General features: G+C 66.7%; 18 protein-coding genes. All 18 read right to left on the bottom strand.

What is annotated here, in order from left to right:
• Positions 1-30: 30 nt before the first annotated feature.
• The 18 genes from hisD to VAPA_RS05955 all read right to left on the bottom strand — a co-directional run bounded on the left by hisD (position 31) and on the right by VAPA_RS05955 (position 19,518).
• Entirely contained in the window at positions 31-1,401 is a 1,371-nt protein-coding gene (gene hisD, locus VAPA_RS06040) for a histidinol dehydrogenase (RefSeq protein WP_021005883.1), read from the bottom strand.
• Positions 1,402-1,420: 19 nt separating this feature from the next.
• Entirely contained in the window at positions 1,421-2,062 is a 642-nt protein-coding gene (gene hisG / locus VAPA_RS06035) for an ATP phosphoribosyltransferase (protein WP_021005882.1), read from the bottom strand.
• Complete coding sequence (gene murA, locus VAPA_RS06030; RefSeq protein WP_021005881.1) at positions 2,059-3,348, bottom strand: UDP-N-acetylglucosamine 1-carboxyvinyltransferase; 1,290 nt, start codon at positions 3,346-3,348, stop codon at positions 2,059-2,061. Before murA ends, hisG begins: the two co-directional genes overlap by 4 nt.
• A 42-nt stretch (positions 3,349-3,390) precedes the next feature.
• Positions 3,391-3,633: a BolA family protein gene (locus tag VAPA_RS06025; protein WP_021005880.1), complete on the bottom strand. Its 243-nt coding sequence runs from the start codon at positions 3,631-3,633 to the stop codon at positions 3,391-3,393.
• 19 nt (positions 3,634-3,652) lie between these two features.
• Entirely contained in the window at positions 3,653-4,417 is a 765-nt protein-coding gene (locus VAPA_RS06020; protein ID WP_021005879.1) for an ABC transporter permease, read from the bottom strand.
• A gap of 25 nt (positions 4,418-4,442) precedes the next feature.
• Positions 4,443-5,390 (bottom strand): ABC transporter ATP-binding protein, encoded by a 948-nt coding sequence (locus VAPA_RS06015; RefSeq protein ID WP_021005878.1) that lies wholly within the window; start codon positions 5,388-5,390, stop codon positions 4,443-4,445.
• An 87-nt stretch (positions 5,391-5,477) separates the two neighbouring features.
• Positions 5,478-5,750, bottom strand: a complete 273-nt coding sequence (locus VAPA_RS06010; protein WP_021005877.1) for an STAS domain-containing protein — start codon at positions 5,748-5,750, stop codon at positions 5,478-5,480.
• Positions 5,751-5,754: 4 nt separating this feature from the next.
• Positions 5,755-6,423: an MlaC/ttg2D family ABC transporter substrate-binding protein gene (locus VAPA_RS06005; protein WP_021005876.1), complete on the bottom strand. Its 669-nt coding sequence runs from the start codon at positions 6,421-6,423 to the stop codon at positions 5,755-5,757.
• 185 nt (positions 6,424-6,608) lie between these two features.
• Positions 6,609-7,355, bottom strand: a complete 747-nt coding sequence (locus VAPA_RS06000; protein WP_021005875.1) for an MlaA family lipoprotein — start codon at positions 7,353-7,355, stop codon at positions 6,609-6,611.
• The gene (mlaD, locus tag VAPA_RS05995) at positions 7,352-7,843 is read right to left on the bottom strand and encodes an outer membrane lipid asymmetry maintenance protein MlaD (protein ID WP_021005874.1); all 492 of its coding nucleotides are present in this window, start codon (positions 7,841-7,843) and stop codon (positions 7,352-7,354) included. The genes VAPA_RS06000 and mlaD overlap by 4 nt, the downstream gene beginning before the upstream one ends.
• A 38-nt stretch (positions 7,844-7,881) precedes the next feature.
• Positions 7,882-8,664 carry a lipid asymmetry maintenance ABC transporter permease subunit MlaE gene (gene mlaE, locus VAPA_RS05990; RefSeq protein WP_021005873.1) on the bottom strand — a complete coding sequence of 261 codons (783 nt, stop codon included), beginning with the start codon at positions 8,662-8,664 and terminating at the stop codon, positions 7,882-7,884.
• A 25-nt stretch (positions 8,665-8,689) separates the two neighbouring features.
• Positions 8,690-9,550: an ABC transporter ATP-binding protein gene (locus VAPA_RS05985; protein WP_021005872.1), complete on the bottom strand. Its 861-nt coding sequence runs from the start codon at positions 9,548-9,550 to the stop codon at positions 8,690-8,692.
• Positions 9,551-9,615: 65 nt separating this feature from the next.
• The gene (locus VAPA_RS05980; protein WP_021005871.1) at positions 9,616-11,109 is read right to left on the bottom strand and encodes a glutamate synthase subunit beta; all 1,494 of its coding nucleotides are present in this window, start codon (positions 11,107-11,109) and stop codon (positions 9,616-9,618) included.
• Between the two features lie 34 nt (positions 11,110-11,143).
• Complete coding sequence (locus tag VAPA_RS05975) at positions 11,144-15,892, bottom strand: glutamate synthase-related protein (protein ID WP_021005870.1); 4,749 nt, start codon at positions 15,890-15,892, stop codon at positions 11,144-11,146.
• A gap of 183 nt (positions 15,893-16,075) precedes the next feature.
• On the bottom strand, positions 16,076-16,771 hold the full coding sequence (locus VAPA_RS05970) for a transposase (protein WP_021005869.1): 696 nt from the start codon (positions 16,769-16,771) through the stop codon (positions 16,076-16,078).
• A 34-nt stretch (positions 16,772-16,805) separates the two neighbouring features.
• Positions 16,806-17,687 carry a class I SAM-dependent methyltransferase gene (locus VAPA_RS05965; RefSeq protein WP_021005868.1) on the bottom strand — a complete coding sequence of 294 codons (882 nt, stop codon included), beginning with the start codon at positions 17,685-17,687 and terminating at the stop codon, positions 16,806-16,808.
• On the bottom strand, positions 17,684-18,259 hold the full coding sequence (locus VAPA_RS05960) for a DUF1415 domain-containing protein (RefSeq protein WP_021005867.1): 576 nt from the start codon (positions 18,257-18,259) through the stop codon (positions 17,684-17,686). The genes VAPA_RS05965 and VAPA_RS05960 overlap by 4 nt, the downstream gene beginning before the upstream one ends.
• Positions 18,256-19,518 (bottom strand): MFS transporter, encoded by a 1,263-nt coding sequence (locus VAPA_RS05955; RefSeq protein ID WP_021005866.1) that lies wholly within the window; start codon positions 19,516-19,518, stop codon positions 18,256-18,258. The genes VAPA_RS05960 and VAPA_RS05955 overlap by 4 nt, the downstream gene beginning before the upstream one ends.
• Positions 19,519-19,531: the final 13 nt, after the last annotated feature.

Genomic DNA, 19,531 nt, shown 5'->3' with positions numbered 1-19,531 from the left:
TGCCTTGCTCCTGCCGGCGGTGGGCGGGCTTCAGATCCTGCGCAGGCGCATGCGCGCCGCTTCGGCGTGCGCCTGCAGGCCTTCGCCCTCGGCCAGAGTCATCGCGATGGGGCCGAGCACCTGCGCGCCGGCTTCGCTCACTTCGATGAGGCTGGAACGCTTCTGGAAGTCATAGACGCCCAGCGGGCTCGAGAAGCGCGCCGTGCCGCTCGTGGGCAGGACGTGGTTCGGGCCGGCGCAGTAGTCGCCCAGGCTCTCGCTGGTGAAGGCGCCCAGGAAGATCGCGCCCGCGTGCCGCAGCAGCGGCTCCCAGCGCTGCGGGTCGTTGCTGCTGACTTCCAGGTGCTCCGGGGCGATGCGGTTGCTGATCTCGCAGGCCTCTTCCATGCTCTTCGTATGGATGAGCGCGCCACGGCCGTTGAGCGAAGCCGCGATGATCCCGGCGCGCGGCATGCCGGGCAGCAGGCGGTCGATTTCGGCCTGCACGCGGTCGATGTATGCGGCGTCGGGGCACAGCAGGATGCTTTGCGCGAGCTCGTCGTGCTCGGCCTGGCTGAACAGGTCCATCGCCACCCAGTCGGGCGGCGTGGTGCCGTCGGCCAGCACGAGGATTTCGCTCGGGCCCGCGATCATGTCGATGCCCACGGTGCCGAACACGCGGCGCTTGGCGGCGGCCACATAGGCGTTGCCGGGGCCGGTGATCTTGTCGACCGCCGGGATGGTGGCCGTACCGTAGGCCAGCGCGGCCACGGCCTGCGCGCCGCCGATGGTGAAGGCGCGGGTGACGCCGGCCACGTAGGCGGCGGCGAGCACCAGCACATTGCGCTCGCCCCTGGTGGACGACTGCCCGCCCGAGCCGCCCGTGGCCACGCTGCCCTTCACGGGCGTGGGAACCACCATGATGATTTCGCCGACGCCCGCGACGTGGGCGGGAATCGCATTCATCAACAGGCTGGACGGATAGGCGGCCTTGCCGCCGGGCACGTAGATGCCCACGCGGTCGAGCGGCGTGACCTTCTGGCCCAGCAGCGTGCCGTCCCCATCACGGTAGCTCCAGCTCTCGCCGCTGGCCTTCTTTTGCGCCTCGTGGTAGCTGCGCACGCGGTCGGCCGCGGCCTGCAGCGCATCGCGCTGCGCGGCAGGCAGCGAGTCGAAGGCCTCCTTGAAATCGGCCTGCGTCAGTTCGAGTTCCGGCACGGCCGCGGCGCCGAGGCCATCGAAACGGCGCGTGTACTCCAGCACCGCCTCGTCCCCGCGCTTGTGCACATCGGCCAGGATGTCGGCCACCACCTTCTCGATGGCCGCATCGGCATCCGCGGACCAATGCAGCCGCGCCTTGAATTCAGCGTCGAAGCCGGCTGAAGCCGTGGAGAGGCGGACGGGGGCTGCTTTCGGAGTCATGGGAGGGTTCGGACGGAAGTCAGGCGGAAGGAATGGCCGACGCGAAGGCGTCGATGATGCGGCGGATCGGCTCGCGCTTGAGCTTGAGCGCGGCCTGGTTGACCACGAGGCGCGCGCTGATGTCCATGATGCGCTCGACCTCGACCAGGTGGTTGGCCTTGAGCGTGCTGCCGGTCGAGACCAGGTCGACGATGGCGTCGGCCAGGCCGGTGAGCGGTGCGAGCTCCATGCTGCCGTAGAGCTTGATCAGGTCGACGTGCACGCCCTTGGTGGCGAAGAAGTCGCGTGCGAGGCCCACGTACTTGGTGGCGACCCGCAGGCGCGAGCCCTGCTTCACGGCCGACGCGTAGTCGTAGTCGGCGCGCACCGCCACGCTGAGGCGGCAGGCCGCGATGCGCAGGTCCAGCGGCTGGTACATGCCCTGGTTGCCGTTTTCCAGCAGCACGTCCAGGCCGGTCACGCCGAGGTCGGCACCGCCGTACTGCACGTAGGTGGGCACGTCGGAGGCGCGCACCAGCACCACGCGCACGTCGGGCCGGGTGGTGGCCAGGATCAGCTTGCGCGATTTTTCGGGGTCTTCGGTGACCTCGATGCCGGCGGCGGCCAGCAGCGGCATCGTCTCTTCGAAGATGCGGCCCTTCGAGAGCGCCAGGGTGATCATGCGGCGGCTCCCGAAATGCGTTCGATGTCGGCGCCCAGGCCGCGCAGCTTGGCTTCCATGCGGTCGTAGCCGCGGTCCAGGTGGTAGATGCGGTCCACCAGCGTCTCGCCATCGGCCACGAGGCCGGCGATCACGAGGCTGGCCGAGGCGCGCAGGTCGGTCGCCATCACGGTGGCGCCCGAAAGCTGGGCCACGCCCTCGACCATCGCCACCTTGCCCTCGACATGGATCGTGGCGCCCAGGCGCACCATCTCGTTCACGTGCATGAAGCGGTTCTCGAAGATGGTCTCGGTGACCATCGAGGCGCCGCGCGCGATCACGTTCAGGGCCATGAACTGGGCCTGCATGTCGGTCGGGAAGCCCGGGTATTCGGTGGTGCTGAAGCTCTGCGCCTTGAGGTGCTCGCAGGCCGGGGCGCTGGAGCTGATGCGCACGCCGCCCTCTTGCGCCGCGACGGTGCAGCCGGCGTCGCGCAGCTTGTCGATCACCGCGTCCATGTGGTCGGCGCGCGCATGGCGCAGGAACACATCGCCGCCGGTGGCCGCAACGGCGCACAGGAAGGTGCCGGCCTCGATGCGGTCGGCCACCACGGCGTGCTCGCAGCCGTGCAGCTTCTCGACGCCCTGGATGCGGATGTGGCTGGTGCCGTGGCCTTCGATCTTCGCGCCCATGCGGATCAGCATTTCGGCCAGGTCGACGATCTCGGGCTCCTGCGCGGCGTTTTCGAGCAGCGTTTCGCCCTCGGCCAGCGCGGCGGCCATGAGGAAGTTCTCGGTGCCGGTGACAGTGACCATGTCGGTCAGGATGCGCGCGCCCTTCAGGCGGGTGCGCCCGGCCGGCAGGCTGGCGATCATGTAGCCGTGCTCGACCACGATCTCCGCGCCCATGGCCTGCAGGCCCTTGATGTGCTGGTCGACCGGCCGCGAGCCGATGGCGCAGCCGCCCGGCAGCGAGACCTTGGCATGGCCGAAGCGCGCGAGCAGCGGACCCAGCGCCAGCACGGAGGCGCGCATGGTCTTCACCAGTTCGTAGGGCGCCTCGGGGTTGGTGAGGTCGCCCGCATCGAGCCGTACCGTGCCGTTGTGGTCGCGCTCGGCCACGACGCCCATGTTGCGCACCAGCTTGAGCATGGTCGACACGTCCTGCAGCCGCGGGACGTTGTGCAGCGTCACGGGCTGGTCGGTCAGCAGCGCGGCGCACAGCTCGGGCAAGGCTGCATTCTTGGCGCCGGAAATGAGTACCTCGCCGCGAAGCTGGCGCCCGCCGCGAATCAGAAGTTTGTCCATCAGGAATCCAGCGAAATTAGGGCTGCTTCGGCCGCCAGTTACTTACTTGTCGAGTGCCGCCCATTCGGCCGGCGTGTAGGTCTTCATCGAGAGCGCATGCACCTCGTCCGTATGCATTTTCGCACCGAGGGTGGCATAGACCCGCTGATGGCGCTGAATGGCGCGCTTGCCCTCGAATTCGGCCGAGACGATGGTGGCGTACCAATGCCGGCCGTCGCCTTCGAGCGTGATGTGCTCGCAGGGGAGGTGGGACTGGATCAAGGCCTGGAGTTGTTCGGCGGTCATGGGGGTCTGGGAAAAGCGGTCAACCGCGGATTTTGTAGCCGATACGCAGCAAATGGACGGCGATGGCGCTCACGATCAGCCAGGCCGCGCCGACGATGCCCAGGCTGAGCCAGGGCGAGGCGTCGCTCACGCCGAAGAAGCCGTAGCGGAAGCCGTCGATCATGTAGAAGAACGGGTTCAGGTGGCTCACGCCCTGCCAGAACGGCGGCAGCGAACCGATCGAATAGAACACGCCCGAGAGAAAGGTCATGGGCATGATCAGGAAGTTCTGGAACACCGCCATCTGGTCGAACTTCTCGGCCCAGAGCCCGGCAATGAGCCCCAGCGTGCCGAGCATGGCGGAGCCCAGCAGCGCAAAAACAAGGATCCAGATCGGCGCAACGAAGCTAGGCATGGCGAAGAACATCGTGACCACGAACACGCCGAGCCCCACGGCCAGCCCGCGGATCACCGACGAGCCCACGTAGGCGAAGAACCAGCCCCAATGCGACAGCGGCGTGAGCAGCACGAACACCAGGCTGCCCATGATCTTGCTCTGGATGATCGAGGACGAGCTGTTGGCGAAGGCGTTCTGCAGCACGCTCATCATCACCAGCCCCGGTACCAGGAAGGCCGTGTAGCCGACCGAGCCATAGACCTTCACGTGGTCTTCGAGCACATGGCCGAACACCATCAGATAGAGCAGCGCGGTGAGCACCGGCGCGCCGACCGTCTGGAAACCGACCTTCCAGAAGCGCAGCGTCTCCTTGTAGAGCAGTGCGCGCCACCCTGTAACAGCCATCATAGGGCCCCCTTGCTCGGCGCGGCGCTCATCTTGCAACCTCCAGCGGTGTCTGCTCGCCCGCCATCAGGTCGATGAACACGTCTTCCAGGTCGGCCTTGCGCATTTCCACGTCTTCCACCGCGACGCCGGCTTCGCGGATCGCGGCCAGCAATTGTTCGACTTCATGGGCGTTCTGCGCCGGCAATTGCACGATGCGCCCGGTGATGCGCGCGTGCTGGGCAATGGCCCAGGGCAGCATGGCGTCGGTCTTGAAGCGCAGCACGTTGCTGGCGGCCGACTTCAGCAGCTCGCTGGTTCGATCGAGCGCAATCACCCGGCCCTGCTTGAGCATGGCGATGCGGCTGCACAGCGCCTCGGCCTCTTCGAGGTAGTGGGTGGTGAGCAGCACGGTGCTGCCCTGCTTGTTGAGCCTGGCGACGAACTGCCAGAGCGTCTGGCGCAATTCGACGTCGACCCCGGCGGTGGGCTCGTCGAGCACGATCACGGGCGGCTTGTGCACCAGCGCCTGCGCCACCAGCACCCGGCGCTTCATGCCGCCGGAGAGCTGTCGCATGTTGGCCGTGGCCTTGTCGGCCAGGCCCAGGCTTTGCAGCAGCTCGTCGATCCAGGCGTCGTTGTTCTTGATGCCGAAGTAGCCCGACTGGATGCGCAGTGATTCCCGCACGTTGAAGAAGGGGTCGAACACCAGCTCCTGCGGCACGATGCCGAGCTGGCGCCGGGCTTCGGCGTAGTCGCGCTGCACGTCGAAGCCATGGACGCTGATGGCGCCGGCCGTGGGGCGGGACAGGCCGGCAAGCATGCTGATGAGCGTGGTCTTGCCCGCGCCATTGGGCCCGAGCAGGCCGAAGAACTCGCCCGGCTCGATCTGGAAGCTGACCTCGTCGACGGCGCGCAGCCCCTGCTTGCCTTGGGCCCGCTGTTGTCTGGAGGGAGGGTAGGTCTTGGAGACCGATTGGAATGAGATCGCGGGCATGGGAGCCGGCGATTTTACGGGCCCGCCCCGCAAGCCGCTTGGCAACGGCCGGATGCCCTGACGCGGCCGCTGCCGGCCGCCGGGCAATCAGGGCGCTGCCGGCAGGAGCCCTGCGATTCCGTAGAGGGCGGCCAGTTCGCGCAGCCGCGGCGACAGCCCCTTGACCGCAAAGCCCCGGCCGAGCGCGCTGGATTCGCGGCGGCACTCCAGGAGCACCGCCAATGCCGAGGAATCGAATTGCGCCAGCGCGCTGGCGTCCACCACCGTGGACGTGTCGGCTTGCCCCGTCAGCCCCTGCTGCAGCATGCGCATGCAGGCCGGGGCTTCGTCGTGGGTGAGCTTCGAGGGCAGAACCAGCATGGCGTCAGCTCTTGCCGTTGTTGCCGTTGTTGCCCTTGTTGCGCGCGGCCAGCGCTGCAATCAGGCCGTCGATGCCGCGGGCGTTGATTTCCTGCGAAAACTGGGTGCGGTAGGTGTCGACCAGCCAGACGCCCAGCACATTGAAGTTGTAGACCTTCCAGCCGCCGCCCTGGCCGGGCGTTTTCTCGAGGCGGTAGTCGAGCTGCACCGGATCGCCGCGGCCCTTGACCTCGGTGCGAATCAGCACTTCGGTGTCTTCGGGCGACCCGCGGAACGGACGCACCGTGACCGTCTGGTCGCTCACCTGGTCGAGCGCGCCGGCGTAGGTGCGCACCAACAGGGTCTTGAATTCTTCCTGCAGCTTCTTTTGCTGCTCGGGCGTGGCCTGGCGCCATGCCGGGCCGACGGCGGAAGCCGTCATGCGCTGGAAGTTGACGTTGGGCATGATCTTGCTGTCGACCAGCACCATGATCTTGTTGACGTCGCCCGCCTTGATGGAGGTGTCGGCCTTGATGGTTTCAAGCACATCGGTCGACAAGCGCTTCACCAGCGCGTCAGGCGCTTCATCGGCGGCATGGGCCGGGCGCACGAAAGCCGTGGCGGCACCGAAAAGCAAGGCGCCGGCCAATACCAGGCGGCCAAAGCCGCGTCGTTGCAATATCTTGTTGTTCATGGCAATCCCCTCAAGTTGAAAGTCCGCGAGGCGCAAATTGAAGCTGCGCCTGCTGGAAAGAACGTGTTCGACAGGCACCCGGCCGACCGGGTTCCTGAAGCGCAGGTGAAGCCTTGAAACCGGATGCAAGCGGCAAAGCCGCCCGTCTGGCTCCGAAAAGCCTCTTTTCCGCGCCTTTTGTGCTTCTATTTCCCGCCTTCGTCGTCGGGCGGGTTGCCGTCGTAGACGTCGTTGCGGCGGTGCTGCAGGTAAGCGTCGCGCGTGAAGGTGTATTTGTCGAGCGCCGCGTCATCGAGCAGGCGGCCCGCGCGCAGGTACTTTGCCCGCGTATCGACGGCCTCCAGGAAAGCCAGCGAGTTGCGCCAGGCCACGTCGTTCATGTTGCCGAGCACGCTGCCGGCGCGGTCCACAGGCAATGCGGCCGTGTCGCGCAGGGTCGAGGGGCCGAACACCGGCAGCACCACGTACGGGCCGGCGCCCACGCCCCAGCGGCCGAGCGTCTGGCCAAAGTCTTCCTCGTGGCGGTCGATGCCGGCTTCGGTGGCAATGTCGAGAAGGCCGCCGAGCCCGAAGAAGGTGTTGACGTTGACCCGCATGAAGGTCTCGGCGCTGTTCTGCAGCTTGAGTTGGGCCACGCTGTTGGCAAAGCTCCAGACATCGCCCAGGTTGCCGAAGAAATTGCTCACGCCGGTGCGCACCATGGAGGGCAGCACGCGCACGTAGGCCTTGGCCACGGGCACGAGCACCGCCTCGTCGACCGTGTCGTTGAAGCGGGTGACCCCTCGATTCAAGGGCTCGAAGGGATCGGCCGGATTGGCGTGGGGCCCGGTTGCACATCCTGCAATGAGCGAAAAAGCGGCTGCAGCACCCACCCAGCGGGCATGTTTCGCTATGTTATTAATAGCGAAGGACGAAAAAAGGCTTGTTTTCATTTCTTGTTGGCTGTTCCCGGCGTCGAGGTATTTCCTTCGGCCGCCTTGCTGTAGAGGAACTGGCTGATCAGGTTCTCCAGCACCACGGCCGATTGGGTCGCGGTGATGGTGTCGCCGGCTTTCAGGTTCTTCTCCTCGGCGCCCGCCTCGATCCCGATGTACTGCTCGCCGAGCAGGCCACTGGTCAGGATCTTGAGCGAACTGTCCTTGGGAAAACTGTAACGGTTTTGCAATGCCAGTGTGACGCTGGCCTGAAATGACTTGTCGTCGAACGCGATGGACTCCACCCGGCCGACCACCACGCCGGCGCTCTTGACCGCCGTCTGCGGCTTGAGTCCGCCGATGTTGTCGAAACGCGCGGTGACGTTGTAGGTCTTCTGGAAATTCAGGCTCAGCAGGTTGGCCGACTGCAGCGCGAGGAACAGCAGCGCCGCGCCGCCGATCAGGACGAACAGGCCGACCCAGATGTCGTTGTTGGAACGTTGCATGGTTTGCACTCTCTAGAACGATTGAAGCCGAAGCTCCCTCAAATAGTGAACATCATGGCGGTCAACAGGAAGTCGAGCCCGAGCACCGAAAGCGACGCCATCACCACGGTGCGCGTGGTCGCGCGCGACACGCCTTCGGGCGTGGGTTGCGCTCCGTAGCCCTGCAGCAGCGCGACGAAGGTCACGGTGAAACCGAACACGATGCTCTTGATCACGCCGTTGCCCACGTCGCGCCAGACGTCGACGCCGCCCTGCATCTGGCCCCAGAACGCGCCCGGGTCGACACCCAGCATCAGCACGCCCACCACATAGCCGCCCATGATGCCGATCGCGCTGAACACGGCCGCCAGCAGCGGCATCGTGATCACGCCGGCCCAGAAGCGCGGCGCAAGGATGCGCTGCACCGGATCGACCGCCATCATCTCCATGGCGCTGAGCTGCTCGCCGGCCTTCATGAGGCCGATCTCCGCGGTGAGCGAGGTACCGGCACGCCCCGTGAACAGCAAGGCCGCCACGACCGGCCCGAGCTCGCGCACCAGGCTCAGGGTCACCAGCAGGCCGAGCGCCTCGGAAGAACCGTAGCGCTGCAGCGCGTAGTACATCTGCAGGCCCAGCACGAAGCCGACGAAAAGCCCCGACACCGCAATGATGGCCAGCGAGTAATTGCCCAGGAAGTGGATCTGGTCGCGCACCAGTCCGAAGCGCCGCAAGCTTCGTGCCTCCTGCACCAGCAGGCGCAGGAACAGCCTGGCGCCGTGGCCCAGGTCGACCAGCTTGCTGCGCACGGCAAAGCCGACGTCGGCGGGCTTCCACCAGCTCATGCCTGCCCCCTGCCCAGCGTTGCGCTCATGACCGCCCTCCTTCGTTGCCGAAGTCTTCCTCGATGCCGACGACGGGGTAGTGAAAATGCACCGGGCCGTCGGGCAAGGCATTGACGAACTGATGCACCAATGGATCGGCGCTCTCCCGCACCTCTTCAGGCTTGCCCTGCGCGGCGATGCCGCCGTTGGCCAGGATGATCACGTGGTCGGCGATGCGGAAGGTTTCTTCGAGATCGTGCGACACGACGATGCTGGTGAGCCCGAGCGTGTCGTTGAGCTGGCGGATCAGCCGCGCCGCCGTGCCCAGGGAAATCGGGTCGAGGCCGGCAAACGGCTCGTCGTACATCACGAGATCGGGGTCCAGCGCAATGGCGCGCGCCAAGGCCACGCGCCGCGCCATGCCGCCGGACACCTCGCTGGGCATCAGGTCGCGCGCACCGCGCAAACCCACGGCGTCGAGCTTCATGAGCACGATGTCGCGCACCAGCGCTTCAGAGAGCTGCGTGTGCTCGCGCAACGGAAAGGCAACGTTGTCGAACACGCTCATGTCGGTGAACAAGGCACCGAACTGGAACAGCATGCCCATGCGGCGCCGCGCCTTGTACAGTCCGGTGGCGTCGAGCTTGCCGACGTCCTGGCCATCGAAAAGCACCTCGCCGCGCTGCGCGCGCTGCTGTCCGCCGATGAGCCGCAGCACGGTGGTCTTGCCGCCGCCCGAGGCGCCCATCAGCGCAGTCACCTTGCCGCGAGGCACGGCAAACGACACACCGCCCAGGATCGCGCGTGCACCGTAGCCGAACGTAACGTCGCGGAACTCGACAAAGGGGTGTGGCAGTGGTGCGGCTGGTTCCATCTCAATAAAAAAGCCGGGCACCTTCTCAGGCATCCCGGCATGCGGTTTCCGCGAATGATAGCGGGGCCGCGGCCGGCCCCGCAAAACTGAAACAAAAATCAGCGCGGCAGGTCGCTGAATCCCATCAGGAATTCATCCACCGAGCGCGCGGCCTGGCGCCCCTCTCGAATCGCCCACACCACGAGCGACTGGCCGCGGCGAATGTCGCCCGCTGCAAACACCTTCGGCACGCTGGTGGCATAGCCGCCGATGAAGTCGACCGTTGCCTTGGCGTTGCCGCGCGCATCCTTTTCGACGCCGAAGGCGTCCAGCACGTTGGCCACCGGGCTCACGAAGCCCATGGCCAGCAGCACGAGGTCGGCCTTGAGGATCTGTTCGCTGCCGGCCACTTCCTGCATGCGGCCGTCTTTCCACTCGACGCGCACGGTCTTCAGGCCGGTGACCTTGCCGGACTTCCCATCTTTTCCATCGCCGATGAATTCCTTGGTGGAGATCGCGAACTCGCGCTCGCAGCCTTCTTCATGGCTGGAACTGGTGCGCAGCTTGATCGGCCAGTAGGGCCAGGTCAGCGGGCGGTTTTCTTCCTCGGGCGGCTGCGGCATCAGTTCGAACTGGGTGACGCTGGCCGCGCCATGGCGGTTGCTGGTGCCCACGCAGTCGGAGCCGGTGTCGCCGCCGCCGATCACGATCACGTGCTTGCCGTCGGCGCGCAGCTGGCCCTTGACCTTGTCGCCCGCGTTGACGCGGTTCTGCTGCGGCAGGAACTCCATCGCGAAATGAATGCCGTCGAGGTCGCGGCCCGGCACCGGCAGGTCGCGCGACTGCTCGGCACCGCCCGTCAGCAGCACGGCGTCGAACTCTTTCTGCAGCTGCTCGGGCGTGACGGTTTCCTTGGCCAGGTTGGTGACCTTGGAGCCCTTGCCCAGCGGATCCTTGGCAGCGCCGACCATGACGCCGGTGCGGAAGGTCACGCCCTCGGCCTTCATCTGCTCGACGCGGCGGTCGATGTGGGTCTTCTCCATCTTGAAGTCGGGAATGCCGTAGCGCAGCAGGCCGCCGATGCGGTCGTTCTTCTCGAACAGCGTCACGTCGTGGCCGGCGCGCGCGAGCTGCTGCGCTGCCGCCATGCCGGCCGGACCCGAACCCACCACCGCCACCTTCTTGCCGGTCTTGTGCTTGGCAACGCGCGGCGCCACCCAGCCTTCGTCCCAGGCGCGGTCGATGATCGCGTGTTCGATCGACTTGATGCCGATCGCGTCGTCGTTCACGTTGAGCACGCAGGCCGCCTCGCAGGGCGCGGGGCAGATGCGGCCGGTGAACTCCGGGAAGTTGTTGGTCGAGTCGAGCACCGCGAAGGCGTTTTGCCAGTCGTTGCGGTACACGAGGTCGTTGAAGTCCGGAATGATGTTGTTGACCGGGCAGCCGCTGTTGCAGAACGGCGTGCCGCAGTCCATGCAGCGCGCGCCCTGCACCTTGGCCTGCTCGGGCGTCAGGCCGACGACGAATTCCTTGTAGTGCTTGACGCGCTCAACGACGGGCTTGTAGCCCTCTTCGATGCGCTCATGCTCCATGAAGCCGGTGATCTTTCCCATCGTGCTTTCCTCTGTTCTTCGTTTTCGTTGCCGCTCAGACCGCAGCCGTCGTGGCCGGTGCGACCAACGCATGCGGCTCGAGGCCCATGTGCGCGTTGTTGCCGCTGCTCGTGAGTTCGACCTTGCGGTCGTGCAGTTCGGCGAGCGCGCGCTTGTATTCGTTCGGGAACACCTTGACGAACTTGGTGCGCGATACGGCCCAGCTGTCGAGCAGTTCGCGCGCGCGCTTGCTGCCGGTCCAGCGATGGTGCTCTTCGAGCAGCTTCTTGAGCTGGGCCTCGTCGGTCTCGCCGCCGTGCCAGACCTTGCGGTGCATGCTCGCCGTCTGCTCGGCCGAGGTCAGCACCTTGTCGAGCGACACCATCGAGAGATTGCAGCGCGAGGCGAACTGGCCGTCCTCGTCGTAGACGAAAGCCACGCCGCCGCTCATGCCGGCAGCGAAGTTGCGGCCCGTCTTGCCGAGCACCGCGACCGTGCCGCCCGTCATGTATTCGCAGCCATGGTCGCCCGTGCCTTCGACGACGGCCGTGGCACCCGAGAGGCGCACGGCAAAACGCTCGCCGGCCACGCCGCAGAGGTAGGCCTCGCCGGTGGTCGCGCCGTAGAGCGCGGTGTTGCCCACGATGGTGTTGCGCACCGCTTCGCCGCGGAAGTCGAGGCTCGGGCGCACCACCACGCGGCCGCCCGACAGGCCCTTGCCGGTGTAGTCGTTGGCATCGCCGATCAGGTAGAGCGTGATGCCGCGGGCGAGAAACGCGCCGAACGACTGGCCGCCCGTGCCTTCGAGCTGGATGCGGATCGAGTCGTCGGGCAGGCCCTGCGGATGCACCTTGGTCAGCGCGCCCGACAGCATGGCGCCCACCGAGCGGTTGACGTTGCGCGCCACCTCGATGAACTGCACCTTCTCGCCCCGCTCGATGGCCGGACGCGACTTCTCGATGAGCTTGACGTCGAGCGCACGCTCCAGGCCGTGGTCCTGGTTCTCGACGTGGTAGCGAGGCACTTCGGCCGGCACGATCGGCAGCGCGAACAGGCGGCTGAAGTCCAGGCCGGACGCCTTCCAGTGCTCGATGCCCTTGCGCATGTCGAGCAGGTCGGCACGGCCGATCAGGTCGTCGAACTTGCGGATACCGAGCTGGGCCATGATCTGGCGCACCTCTTCGGCCACGAAGAAGAAGTAGTTGACGACGTGCTCGGGCTTGCCCGAAAACTTCTTGCGCAGGATCGGGTCTTGCGTGGCCACGCCCACCGGGCAGGTGTTGAGGTGGCACTTGCGCATCATGATGCAGCCCTCGACCACCAGCGGTGCGGTCGCAAAGCCGAACTCGTCGGCGCCCAGCAGCGCGCCGATGGCGACGTCGCGGCCGGTCTTCATCTGGCCGTCGGCCTGCACGCGGATGCGGCTGCGCAGGCGGTTGAGCACCAGCGTCTGCTGCGTCTCGGCCAGGCCGATTTCCCACGGGCTGCCCGCGTGCTTGATCGACGACCAGGGCGATGCGCCCGTGCCGCCGTCATGGCCCGCGATCACCACGTGGTCGCTCTTGCACTTGGCAACGCCCGCCGCGATGGTGCCCACGCCGATTTCGCTCACCAGCTTGACGCTGATGCTCGCGTGCGGCGCGGCGTTCTTCAGGTCGTGGATCAGCTGCGCCAGGTCTTCGATCGAGTAGATGTCGTGGTGCGGCGGCGGCGAGATCAGGCCCACGCCCGGCACGGCGTAGCGCTGCTTGCCGATGTACTCGGTGACCTTGCCGCCCGGAAGCTGGCCGCCCTCGCCCGGCTTGGCGCCCTGCGCCATCTTGATCTGGATCTGGTCGGCCGAATGCAGGTACTCGGCCGTGACGCCGAAGCGCCCCGACGCCACCTGCTTGATGCGCGAACGCAGCGAGTCGCCGTCCTTCAGAGGCAGGTCGACCTCGACGTTGGCCGCGCCGATCACGCTCTTGAGCGTGTCGCCCTGCTTGATCGGGATGCCCTTGAGTTCGTTGCGGTAGCGCGCCGGGTCCTCGCCACCCTCGCCCGTGTTGCTCTTGCCGCCGATGCGGTTCATGGCAATGGCGAGCGTGGAGTGCGCCTCGGTGCTGATCGAGCCGAGCGACATCGCGCCCGTGGCGAAGCGCTTGACGATCTCGGCAGCGGGCTCGACCTCGTCCACCGGAATGGCCTTGGCCGGATCCAGCTTGAATTCGAACAGGCCGCGCAGCGTGAGATGGCGGCGGTTCTGGTCGTTGATGAGCTGCGCGTATTCCTTGTAGGTGTTCCAGTTGTTGGAGCGCGTGCTGTGCTGCAGCTTGGCGATGGCGTCGGGCGTCCACATGTGCTCTTCGCCGCGCGTGCGCCAGGCGTATTCGCCGCCGGCGTCGAGCATGTTGGAGAGCACCGGGTCGTCGCCGAACGCGGCCTTGTGCATGCGGATGGCTTCCTCGGCGATCTCGAACACGCCGATGCCCTCGACGCGGCTGGCGGTGCCGGTGAAGTACTTGTTCACCGTCTCGGTGTTGAGGCCGATGGCTTCGAACAGCTGCGCGCCGCAGTAGCTCATGTAGGTGCTGACACCCATCTTCGACATGATCTTCGACAGACCCTTGCCGATCGCCTTGACGTAGTTGTAGACCGCCTTCTCCGCGCTCATGTCGCCCGGCAGGTCGGCGTGCATGGCCGCCAGCGTTTCCATGGCAAGGTAGGGGTGCACGGCTTCCGCGCCGTAGCCCGCCAGCACGCCGAAGTGATGCACCTCTCGCGCCGAACCGGTTTCCACCACCAGGCCGGCCGTGGTGCGCAAGCCTTCACGCACCAGATACTGGTGCACGGCCGACAGCGCCAGCACGGCGGGAATCGCCACCTGCGTCGGGCTCACGCCGCGGTCGCTCACGATCAGGATGTTGTGGCCGCCCTTGATGGCGTCCACCGCTTCGGCGCACAGCGAGGCCAGCTTGGCTTCGACGCCCTCGTAGCCCCAGGCGAGCGGGTAGGTGATGTCGAGCGCGTAGCTCTTGAACTTGCCCTGCGTGTAGGTGCCGATGTCGCGCAGCTTGGCCATGTCGGCGAAGTCGAGGATCGGCTGGCTCACTTCGAGCCGCATCGGCGGATTGACCTGGTTGATGTCCAGCAGGTTGGGCTTGGGGCCGATGAAGGACACCAGCGACATCACGATCGCCTCGCGGATCGGGTCGATCGGCGGATTGGTCACTTGCGCGAACAGCTGCTTGAAGTAGTTGTACAGCGGCTTGTTCTTGCTGGAGAGCACGGCCAGCGGGCTGTCGTTGCCCATGGAGCCGATGCCCTCTTCGCCGGCCTGCGCCATCGGGCTCATCAGGAACTTGATGTCTTCCTGGGTGTAGCCGAAGGCCTGCTGGCGATCGAGCAGCGCCACCTGCGAGAGCGGCGCGGGGACCGGCTCGGCCTCGACGCTGTCCAGCTTGATGCGCAGGTTCTCGATCCACTGCTTGTAGGGCTTGCTGTTGGCGAGGGTGGCCTTGACCTCCTCGTCGTCGATCATGCGGCCCTGCTCCAGGTCGATCAGGAACATCTTGCCGGGCTGCAGGCGCCACTTGCGCACGATCTTCTGCTCGGGCACGGGCAGCACGCCCGATTCGGAGGCCATGATGACCAGGTCGTCGTCGGTCACGCAGTAGCGGGAAGGCCGCAGGCCGTTGCGGTCCAGCGTGGCGCCGATCTGGCGCCCGTCGGTGAACACGATCGAGGCCGGGCCGTCCCACGGCTCAAGCATGGCGGCGTGGTATTCGTAGAACGCGCGACGGCGCGGGTCCATGGTGGCGTGCTGTTCCCAGGGCTCGGGAATCATCATCATCACGGCCTGGCTGATGGGGTAGCCGGCCATCGTCAGCAGCTCGAGGCAGTTGTCGAAGGTGGCGGTGTCGGACTGGCCGGCGAAGCTGATCGGGTAGAGCTTCTGCAGGTCGGCGCCCAGCACGGGCGAGGACATGACGCCTTCGCGCGCCTTCATCCAGTTGTAGTTGCCCTTGACCGTGTTGATTTCGCCGTTGTGGGCAACGTAGCGGTACGGGTGGGCCAGCGGCCACTCGGGGAAGGTGTTGGTCGAGAAGCGCTGGTGCACGAGGCCCAGGGCCGAGACGCAGCGCTTGTCCTGCAGGTCCAGGTAGTAGGTGCCGACCTGGTCGGCGAGCAGCAGGCCCTTGTAGACCACGGTGCGGCTCGACATGCTCGGAACGTAGTATTCCTTGCTGTGCTTGAGCTTCAGGCGCTGGATGTTGGCGCTGGCGGTCTTGCGGATCACGTAGAGCTTGCGTTCCAGCGCGTCCTGCACGATCACGTCGTTGCCGCGGCCGATGAACACCTGGCGCAGCAGCGGTTCCTTGGCGCGCACCGTGGGCGACATCGGCATGTCGCGGTTCACCGGCACGTCGCGCCAGCCCAGCAGCACCTGGCCTTCGGCCTTGATGGCGCGTTCCATCTCCTGCTCGCAGGCTTCGCGGGAGGCGTGTTCCTTGGGCAGGAAGATCATGCCGACGCCGTATTCGCCGGGCGGAGGCAGCTCGACGCCCTGCTTGGCCATTTCCTCGCGATAGAGGCGGTCGGGCAGCTGGATCAGGATGCCGGCGCCGTCGCCCATCAGCTTGTCAGCGCCCACTGCGCCGCGATGGTCCAGGTTTTCGAGGATCTTCAGGCCCTGCTGCACGATGGCATGGCTCTTCTCGCCCTTGATGTGCGCGACGAAGCCGACGCCGCAGGCGTCGTGCTCATCGGCACCGGAATACAGACCGTGTTGTTGGAGATGTTCGATCTCGGCAGCCGTCGTCATGGCGCACTCCTTCAGTTTTTCGCAGGGATGAGAAGGATATTGCGATGCACAAAGAATGCCAAACACTTTAATAGGGGTCAGGTTCCAATTAAATCCCGACTTTTCTGGTCAGAATAAAATTGGGGACATATCAATAAAGGTAGCAAAACTTCCGCTCCCCCGCAAAGAGAAGGAAGTATCAGATCAGGAAGCGGGAGCCGATGGCGGGCGCCCGGCCTTGGCTTTGGCGACGCGGCGCTCGGTCGCCTTTTGAAGCGACGCAAGAAAATCCGCATCGCCGGCCGCCCAGCCCCGCAACGTGGCTTCGGTGAGCGTGCCCTGGTCGGCCGCGCGCACGCCGGCACGCACCAATTCGACATAAGCCGCCTCGCGGGCAAAAGGCGTGTTGCCCAGTTCCCAGTACAGCGGGTGCGGCGTCAGCAGCTTGTCGTGTCGCAGGCCGGCATAGTGCCCATGGCTGGACCATGGAAAGTCGCGCGCGTCCGACACCAGGCCGGCCCGCACCGGATTGAGATCGATGTACGCCATGCAGGTCAGCAGATAGCGGTCGGTCTGGATCAGCGTCGACCTGTAGCGCCCCTCCCACAGGGTGCCGCTGCGGCCATGGCGGTCGTTGAAATAGCGCACGTAGCTGCGCCCCACCGCCTGCATGAACTGGGGCAGCCCGGTGGTCGTGTCGGGCGTTGCCAGCAGATGGAAATGGTTGTCCATCAGCACATAGGCATGCAGCGCCACGCCGAAGCGCGGGGCTGCGTCTGCCAGCAGGCCGAGCAGCCGCTCATGGTCCGCGCGGTCGATGAAGATGGCCTGGCGGTTGTTGCCGCGCTGGATCACGTGGTGCGGCAGGCCGGCGAGCGTGAGGCGGGGCAGACGGGCCATGGCGTGACGTGACGCAACGCGCTTCAGCGAAATCTCAAGACAGGCGAAACCGCGTCTCGCCCAGGGTGTCGAGCCCGAACTGCGACAGCAGCTCGCCGAGCCGCGCCGCCGCCCCGGCCTTGCGCTGCCCGGTGTGGCGCGCCAGGATCAGTTCGTTCTTCATGCTGTGCTCCCAGCCCACCAGTTCGGTGACGGTGACGCTGTAGCCATTGGCCTCGAGGTACAGGCAGCGCAGCACGTTGGTGAGCTGGCTGCCGATTTCGCGCGTGTGCAGGGGATGGCGCCAGAGCTCGGCCAATGGCGTGCGCGACAGGGCCAGCGCCTTGGTTTCGCGCAGGCAGGCCGCCACCTCGGCCTGGCAGCAGGGCACCAGCACCATGCAGCGCGCCTTCTTCGCGAGCCCGAAGGCGATCGCGTCGTCGGTTGCCGTGTCGCAGGCGTGGAGCGCCGTGACCACGTCGATGCGCTCCGGCAGCTCGCTCGCCTGGGCCGACTGGGCCACGGTGAGGTTCAGGAAGGACATCCGGTCGAAGCCGAGCTGCCGAGCCAATGCCCGCGATTTCTCGACCAGTTCGCCGCGCGTCTCGATGCCGTAGACATGGCCGCCCTGGCGCGAGCGGAAGAACAGGTCGTAGATGATGAAGCCGAGATACGACTTGCCGGCGCCATGGTCGGCCAGCGTGGCCTCGGCGCCGCCTCCCGGCAGTTCGCGCAGCAGCTGCTCGATGAACTGGAACAGGTGGTAGACCTGCTTGAGCTTGCGCCGCGAATCCTGGTTGAGCCGGCCTTCGCGCGTGAGGATGTGCAGTTCTTTCAAAAGCTCGATGGACTGGCCCGGACGCAGGACCTCCGCCAGCTCGGCCTCGGCCTTCGCGGTCTTGGCCGTCTTCACGGCCCGGGTCGCTGGCGCATTCATGGCCGGGCGCTCCCGGGGCCCACGTCCAGCGCGGCCCAGCCGTCCGGCCCCAGTGCTTCGAGCGTCTCGATGTTGCGTTCGAAAATGGCTTCGGCCTCGGGAAACGCCTCGACCGCGCGGCTCACGCTGTCTTCGCGCAGCAGGTGCAGCGTGGGGTAAGGCGCGCGGTTGGTGGCGTTGGTGATGTCGTCAGCCGCGGTGCCTGCGAACTGGAACCGCGGATGAAAGCTCGCGAGCTGGAACACACCGTCGAAGCCCGCGCGCGCGAGCTTGCGCTCGGCGCGTGCCGTGAAATCGTTGAAGTCCAGAAAGTCGGCCAAGGTGTTGGGTGCTATCAGCAAGGTGGTGTCGCGCACGGAGGCATCGAGCGCGGCAAGTTCATTGGCCTCTGCAAGGAGCATGTCGATCAGCGCGGATTCGTCAGCGGGCAGGTACACGGCGTAGCGGATCTGCCCCTTCGCGTGCACCGCTTTCGCGAACGGGCACAGGTTGAGCCCGATCACCGCGCGTTCGAGCCAGCGCCGCATGTCGGCTTCGGCCTGGATGGCACCGATTGTCGCCGCGCCGGTCATCCCACCTCCGCCGAAGGGCGTATTTTGCCGAGTCGCCGCGCCAGGGCCATGCCGGCCAGCGAGCATGCCAGCGTGGCGGTCCACGTCCAATGCCAGCCGCCGGCACGCAGAGCCACCCAGGCGACCGCCGGCGGCGCCAGAAATTGCCCCAGGGAAGACGCCTGCTGCATGAGTCCGACGGTGGTGGAAACCGTGGACGGGCCGGGCGCCAGACGGACCCCGAGCAGGAACAGGGTCGCCGGCACCATGCCGCCGCACAGGGAAAAGACGCAGACCGCGGCATAGCGTAGCGCCGGCGGCAGGCCGAGTGCGTCGGCGCCCTGCCCCATCTGCGCGAAGGCCGCAAAGCCGCCCAGCGCCATCGCCAGGAAACCCCATTGGAGCAAGCGCTCGGGCGCAACGCCGCGCTGCAGCCAGCGGCCGCCGGCGACGTTGCCGATGATGTTCATCGCGGCCGCCGCGGCGGTGAGCACCGCACTCCAGCCGGCCGGTACGCCGGCGCCGGCGTAGATGGCCGGGAGAAAGCCGATCACTGCCATCCACTGGGCGGAATACACGGCAAAGGTCAGCGCGATCATCCAGGGCCCGCGCGCGCCGACCGTGGCGCGCAGGCGCGACGGCCATCCGCCGGCCATGCCGCCCGCCGCACCCGTGCGAAACGCGTCCGCGGGCACCGCCAGCCACAGCCAGAGCGCCGCGGCGGCCGAAACGGCCGACAGCGTCCACCACCAGTCGGCCCATCCGCCCCAGGCGATCAGCGCCGGCCCGAAGAGCAGCGCAAGCGCGACGCCCAGCGGCATGTAGGCGCCCCACACACCCAGCGCCGCCTTGTCCGCACCGGGAGGGGTCAATGCGCGGATCAGTCCCGGCCCCGGCATGACCGCCAGCAGAAAGCCGATGCCTTCGAGCGCGCGCAGGCCGAGCAGCCATTGCACCGCAAAGGCACCGCCCAGGAGCCCCGCGCCGACCGCGCCGCCCAGCAGGCTCGCCACCGTCAACACCAGCAGGCCGGTCAGCATGCTGCGGCGCAAGCCGATCGTGTCGGCCGCGAGCCCGGCCATCAATCCCAGGCTCATGCTCGCCACCTGCACCAGCGACAGCAGGAATCCGGCCTCGACCAGGTCGATGCCCAGCGACGCCTGCAGCGCCGGCACGGCGGGCGGCAGCTTGCCCAGGTGCAGCGCCGCGCTGACCCCGCCCAGCACCACGGCGAAGGCGGCGGCGGGAACGCGCGCGGATGCGACGGCCGCAGAAGCCATTGGATTGCCTTCG

The sequence above is a fragment of the Variovorax paradoxus B4 genome, assembly GCF_000463015.1.
Classification (GTDB): Bacteria; Pseudomonadota; Gammaproteobacteria; order Burkholderiales; family Burkholderiaceae_C; genus Variovorax; species Variovorax paradoxus_E.
This window is presented reverse-complemented; position numbering and strand designations above follow the sequence as displayed.

Bases quoted from the DNA above. Each gene is read 5' to 3' on its own strand.
- hisD (WP_021005883.1), bottom strand. From the start codon at position 1,401: ATGACTCCGAAAGCAGCCCCCGTCCGCCTCTCCACGGCTTCAGCCGGC.
- hisG (WP_021005882.1), bottom strand. From the start codon at position 2,062: ATGATCACCCTGGCGCTCTCGAAGGGCCGCATCTTCGAAGAGACGATG.
- murA (WP_021005881.1), bottom strand. From the start codon at position 3,348: ATGGACAAACTTCTGATTCGCGGCGGGCGCCAGCTTCGCGGCGAGGTA.
- VAPA_RS06025 (WP_021005880.1), bottom strand. From the start codon at position 3,633: ATGACCGCCGAACAACTCCAGGCCTTGATCCAGTCCCACCTCCCCTGC.
- VAPA_RS06020 (WP_021005879.1), bottom strand. From the start codon at position 4,417: ATGATGGCTGTTACAGGGTGGCGCGCACTGCTCTACAAGGAGACGCTG.
- VAPA_RS06015 (WP_021005878.1), bottom strand. From the start codon at position 5,390: ATGCCCGCGATCTCATTCCAATCGGTCTCCAAGACCTACCCTCCCTCC.
- VAPA_RS06010 (WP_021005877.1), bottom strand. From the start codon at position 5,750: ATGCTGGTTCTGCCCTCGAAGCTCACCCACGACGAAGCCCCGGCCTGC.
- VAPA_RS06005 (WP_021005876.1), bottom strand. From the start codon at position 6,423: ATGAACAACAAGATATTGCAACGACGCGGCTTTGGCCGCCTGGTATTG.
- VAPA_RS06000 (WP_021005875.1), bottom strand. From the start codon at position 7,355: ATGAAAACAAGCCTTTTTTCGTCCTTCGCTATTAATAACATAGCGAAA.
- mlaD (WP_021005874.1), bottom strand. From the start codon at position 7,843: ATGCAACGTTCCAACAACGACATCTGGGTCGGCCTGTTCGTCCTGATC.
- mlaE (WP_021005873.1), bottom strand. From the start codon at position 8,664: ATGAGCTGGTGGAAGCCCGCCGACGTCGGCTTTGCCGTGCGCAGCAAG.
- VAPA_RS05985 (WP_021005872.1), bottom strand. From the start codon at position 9,550: ATGCCTGAGAAGGTGCCCGGCTTTTTTATTGAGATGGAACCAGCCGCA.
- VAPA_RS05980 (WP_021005871.1), bottom strand. From the start codon at position 11,109: ATGGGAAAGATCACCGGCTTCATGGAGCATGAGCGCATCGAAGAGGGC.
- VAPA_RS05975 (WP_021005870.1), bottom strand. From the start codon at position 15,892: ATGACGACGGCTGCCGAGATCGAACATCTCCAACAACACGGTCTGTAT.
- VAPA_RS05970 (WP_021005869.1), bottom strand. From the start codon at position 16,771: ATGGCCCGTCTGCCCCGCCTCACGCTCGCCGGCCTGCCGCACCACGTG.
- VAPA_RS05965 (WP_021005868.1), bottom strand. From the start codon at position 17,687: ATGAATGCGCCAGCGACCCGGGCCGTGAAGACGGCCAAGACCGCGAAG.
- VAPA_RS05960 (WP_021005867.1), bottom strand. From the start codon at position 18,259: ATGACCGGCGCGGCGACAATCGGTGCCATCCAGGCCGAAGCCGACATG.
- VAPA_RS05955 (WP_021005866.1), bottom strand. From the start codon at position 19,518: ATGGCTTCTGCGGCCGTCGCATCCGCGCGCGTTCCCGCCGCCGCCTTC.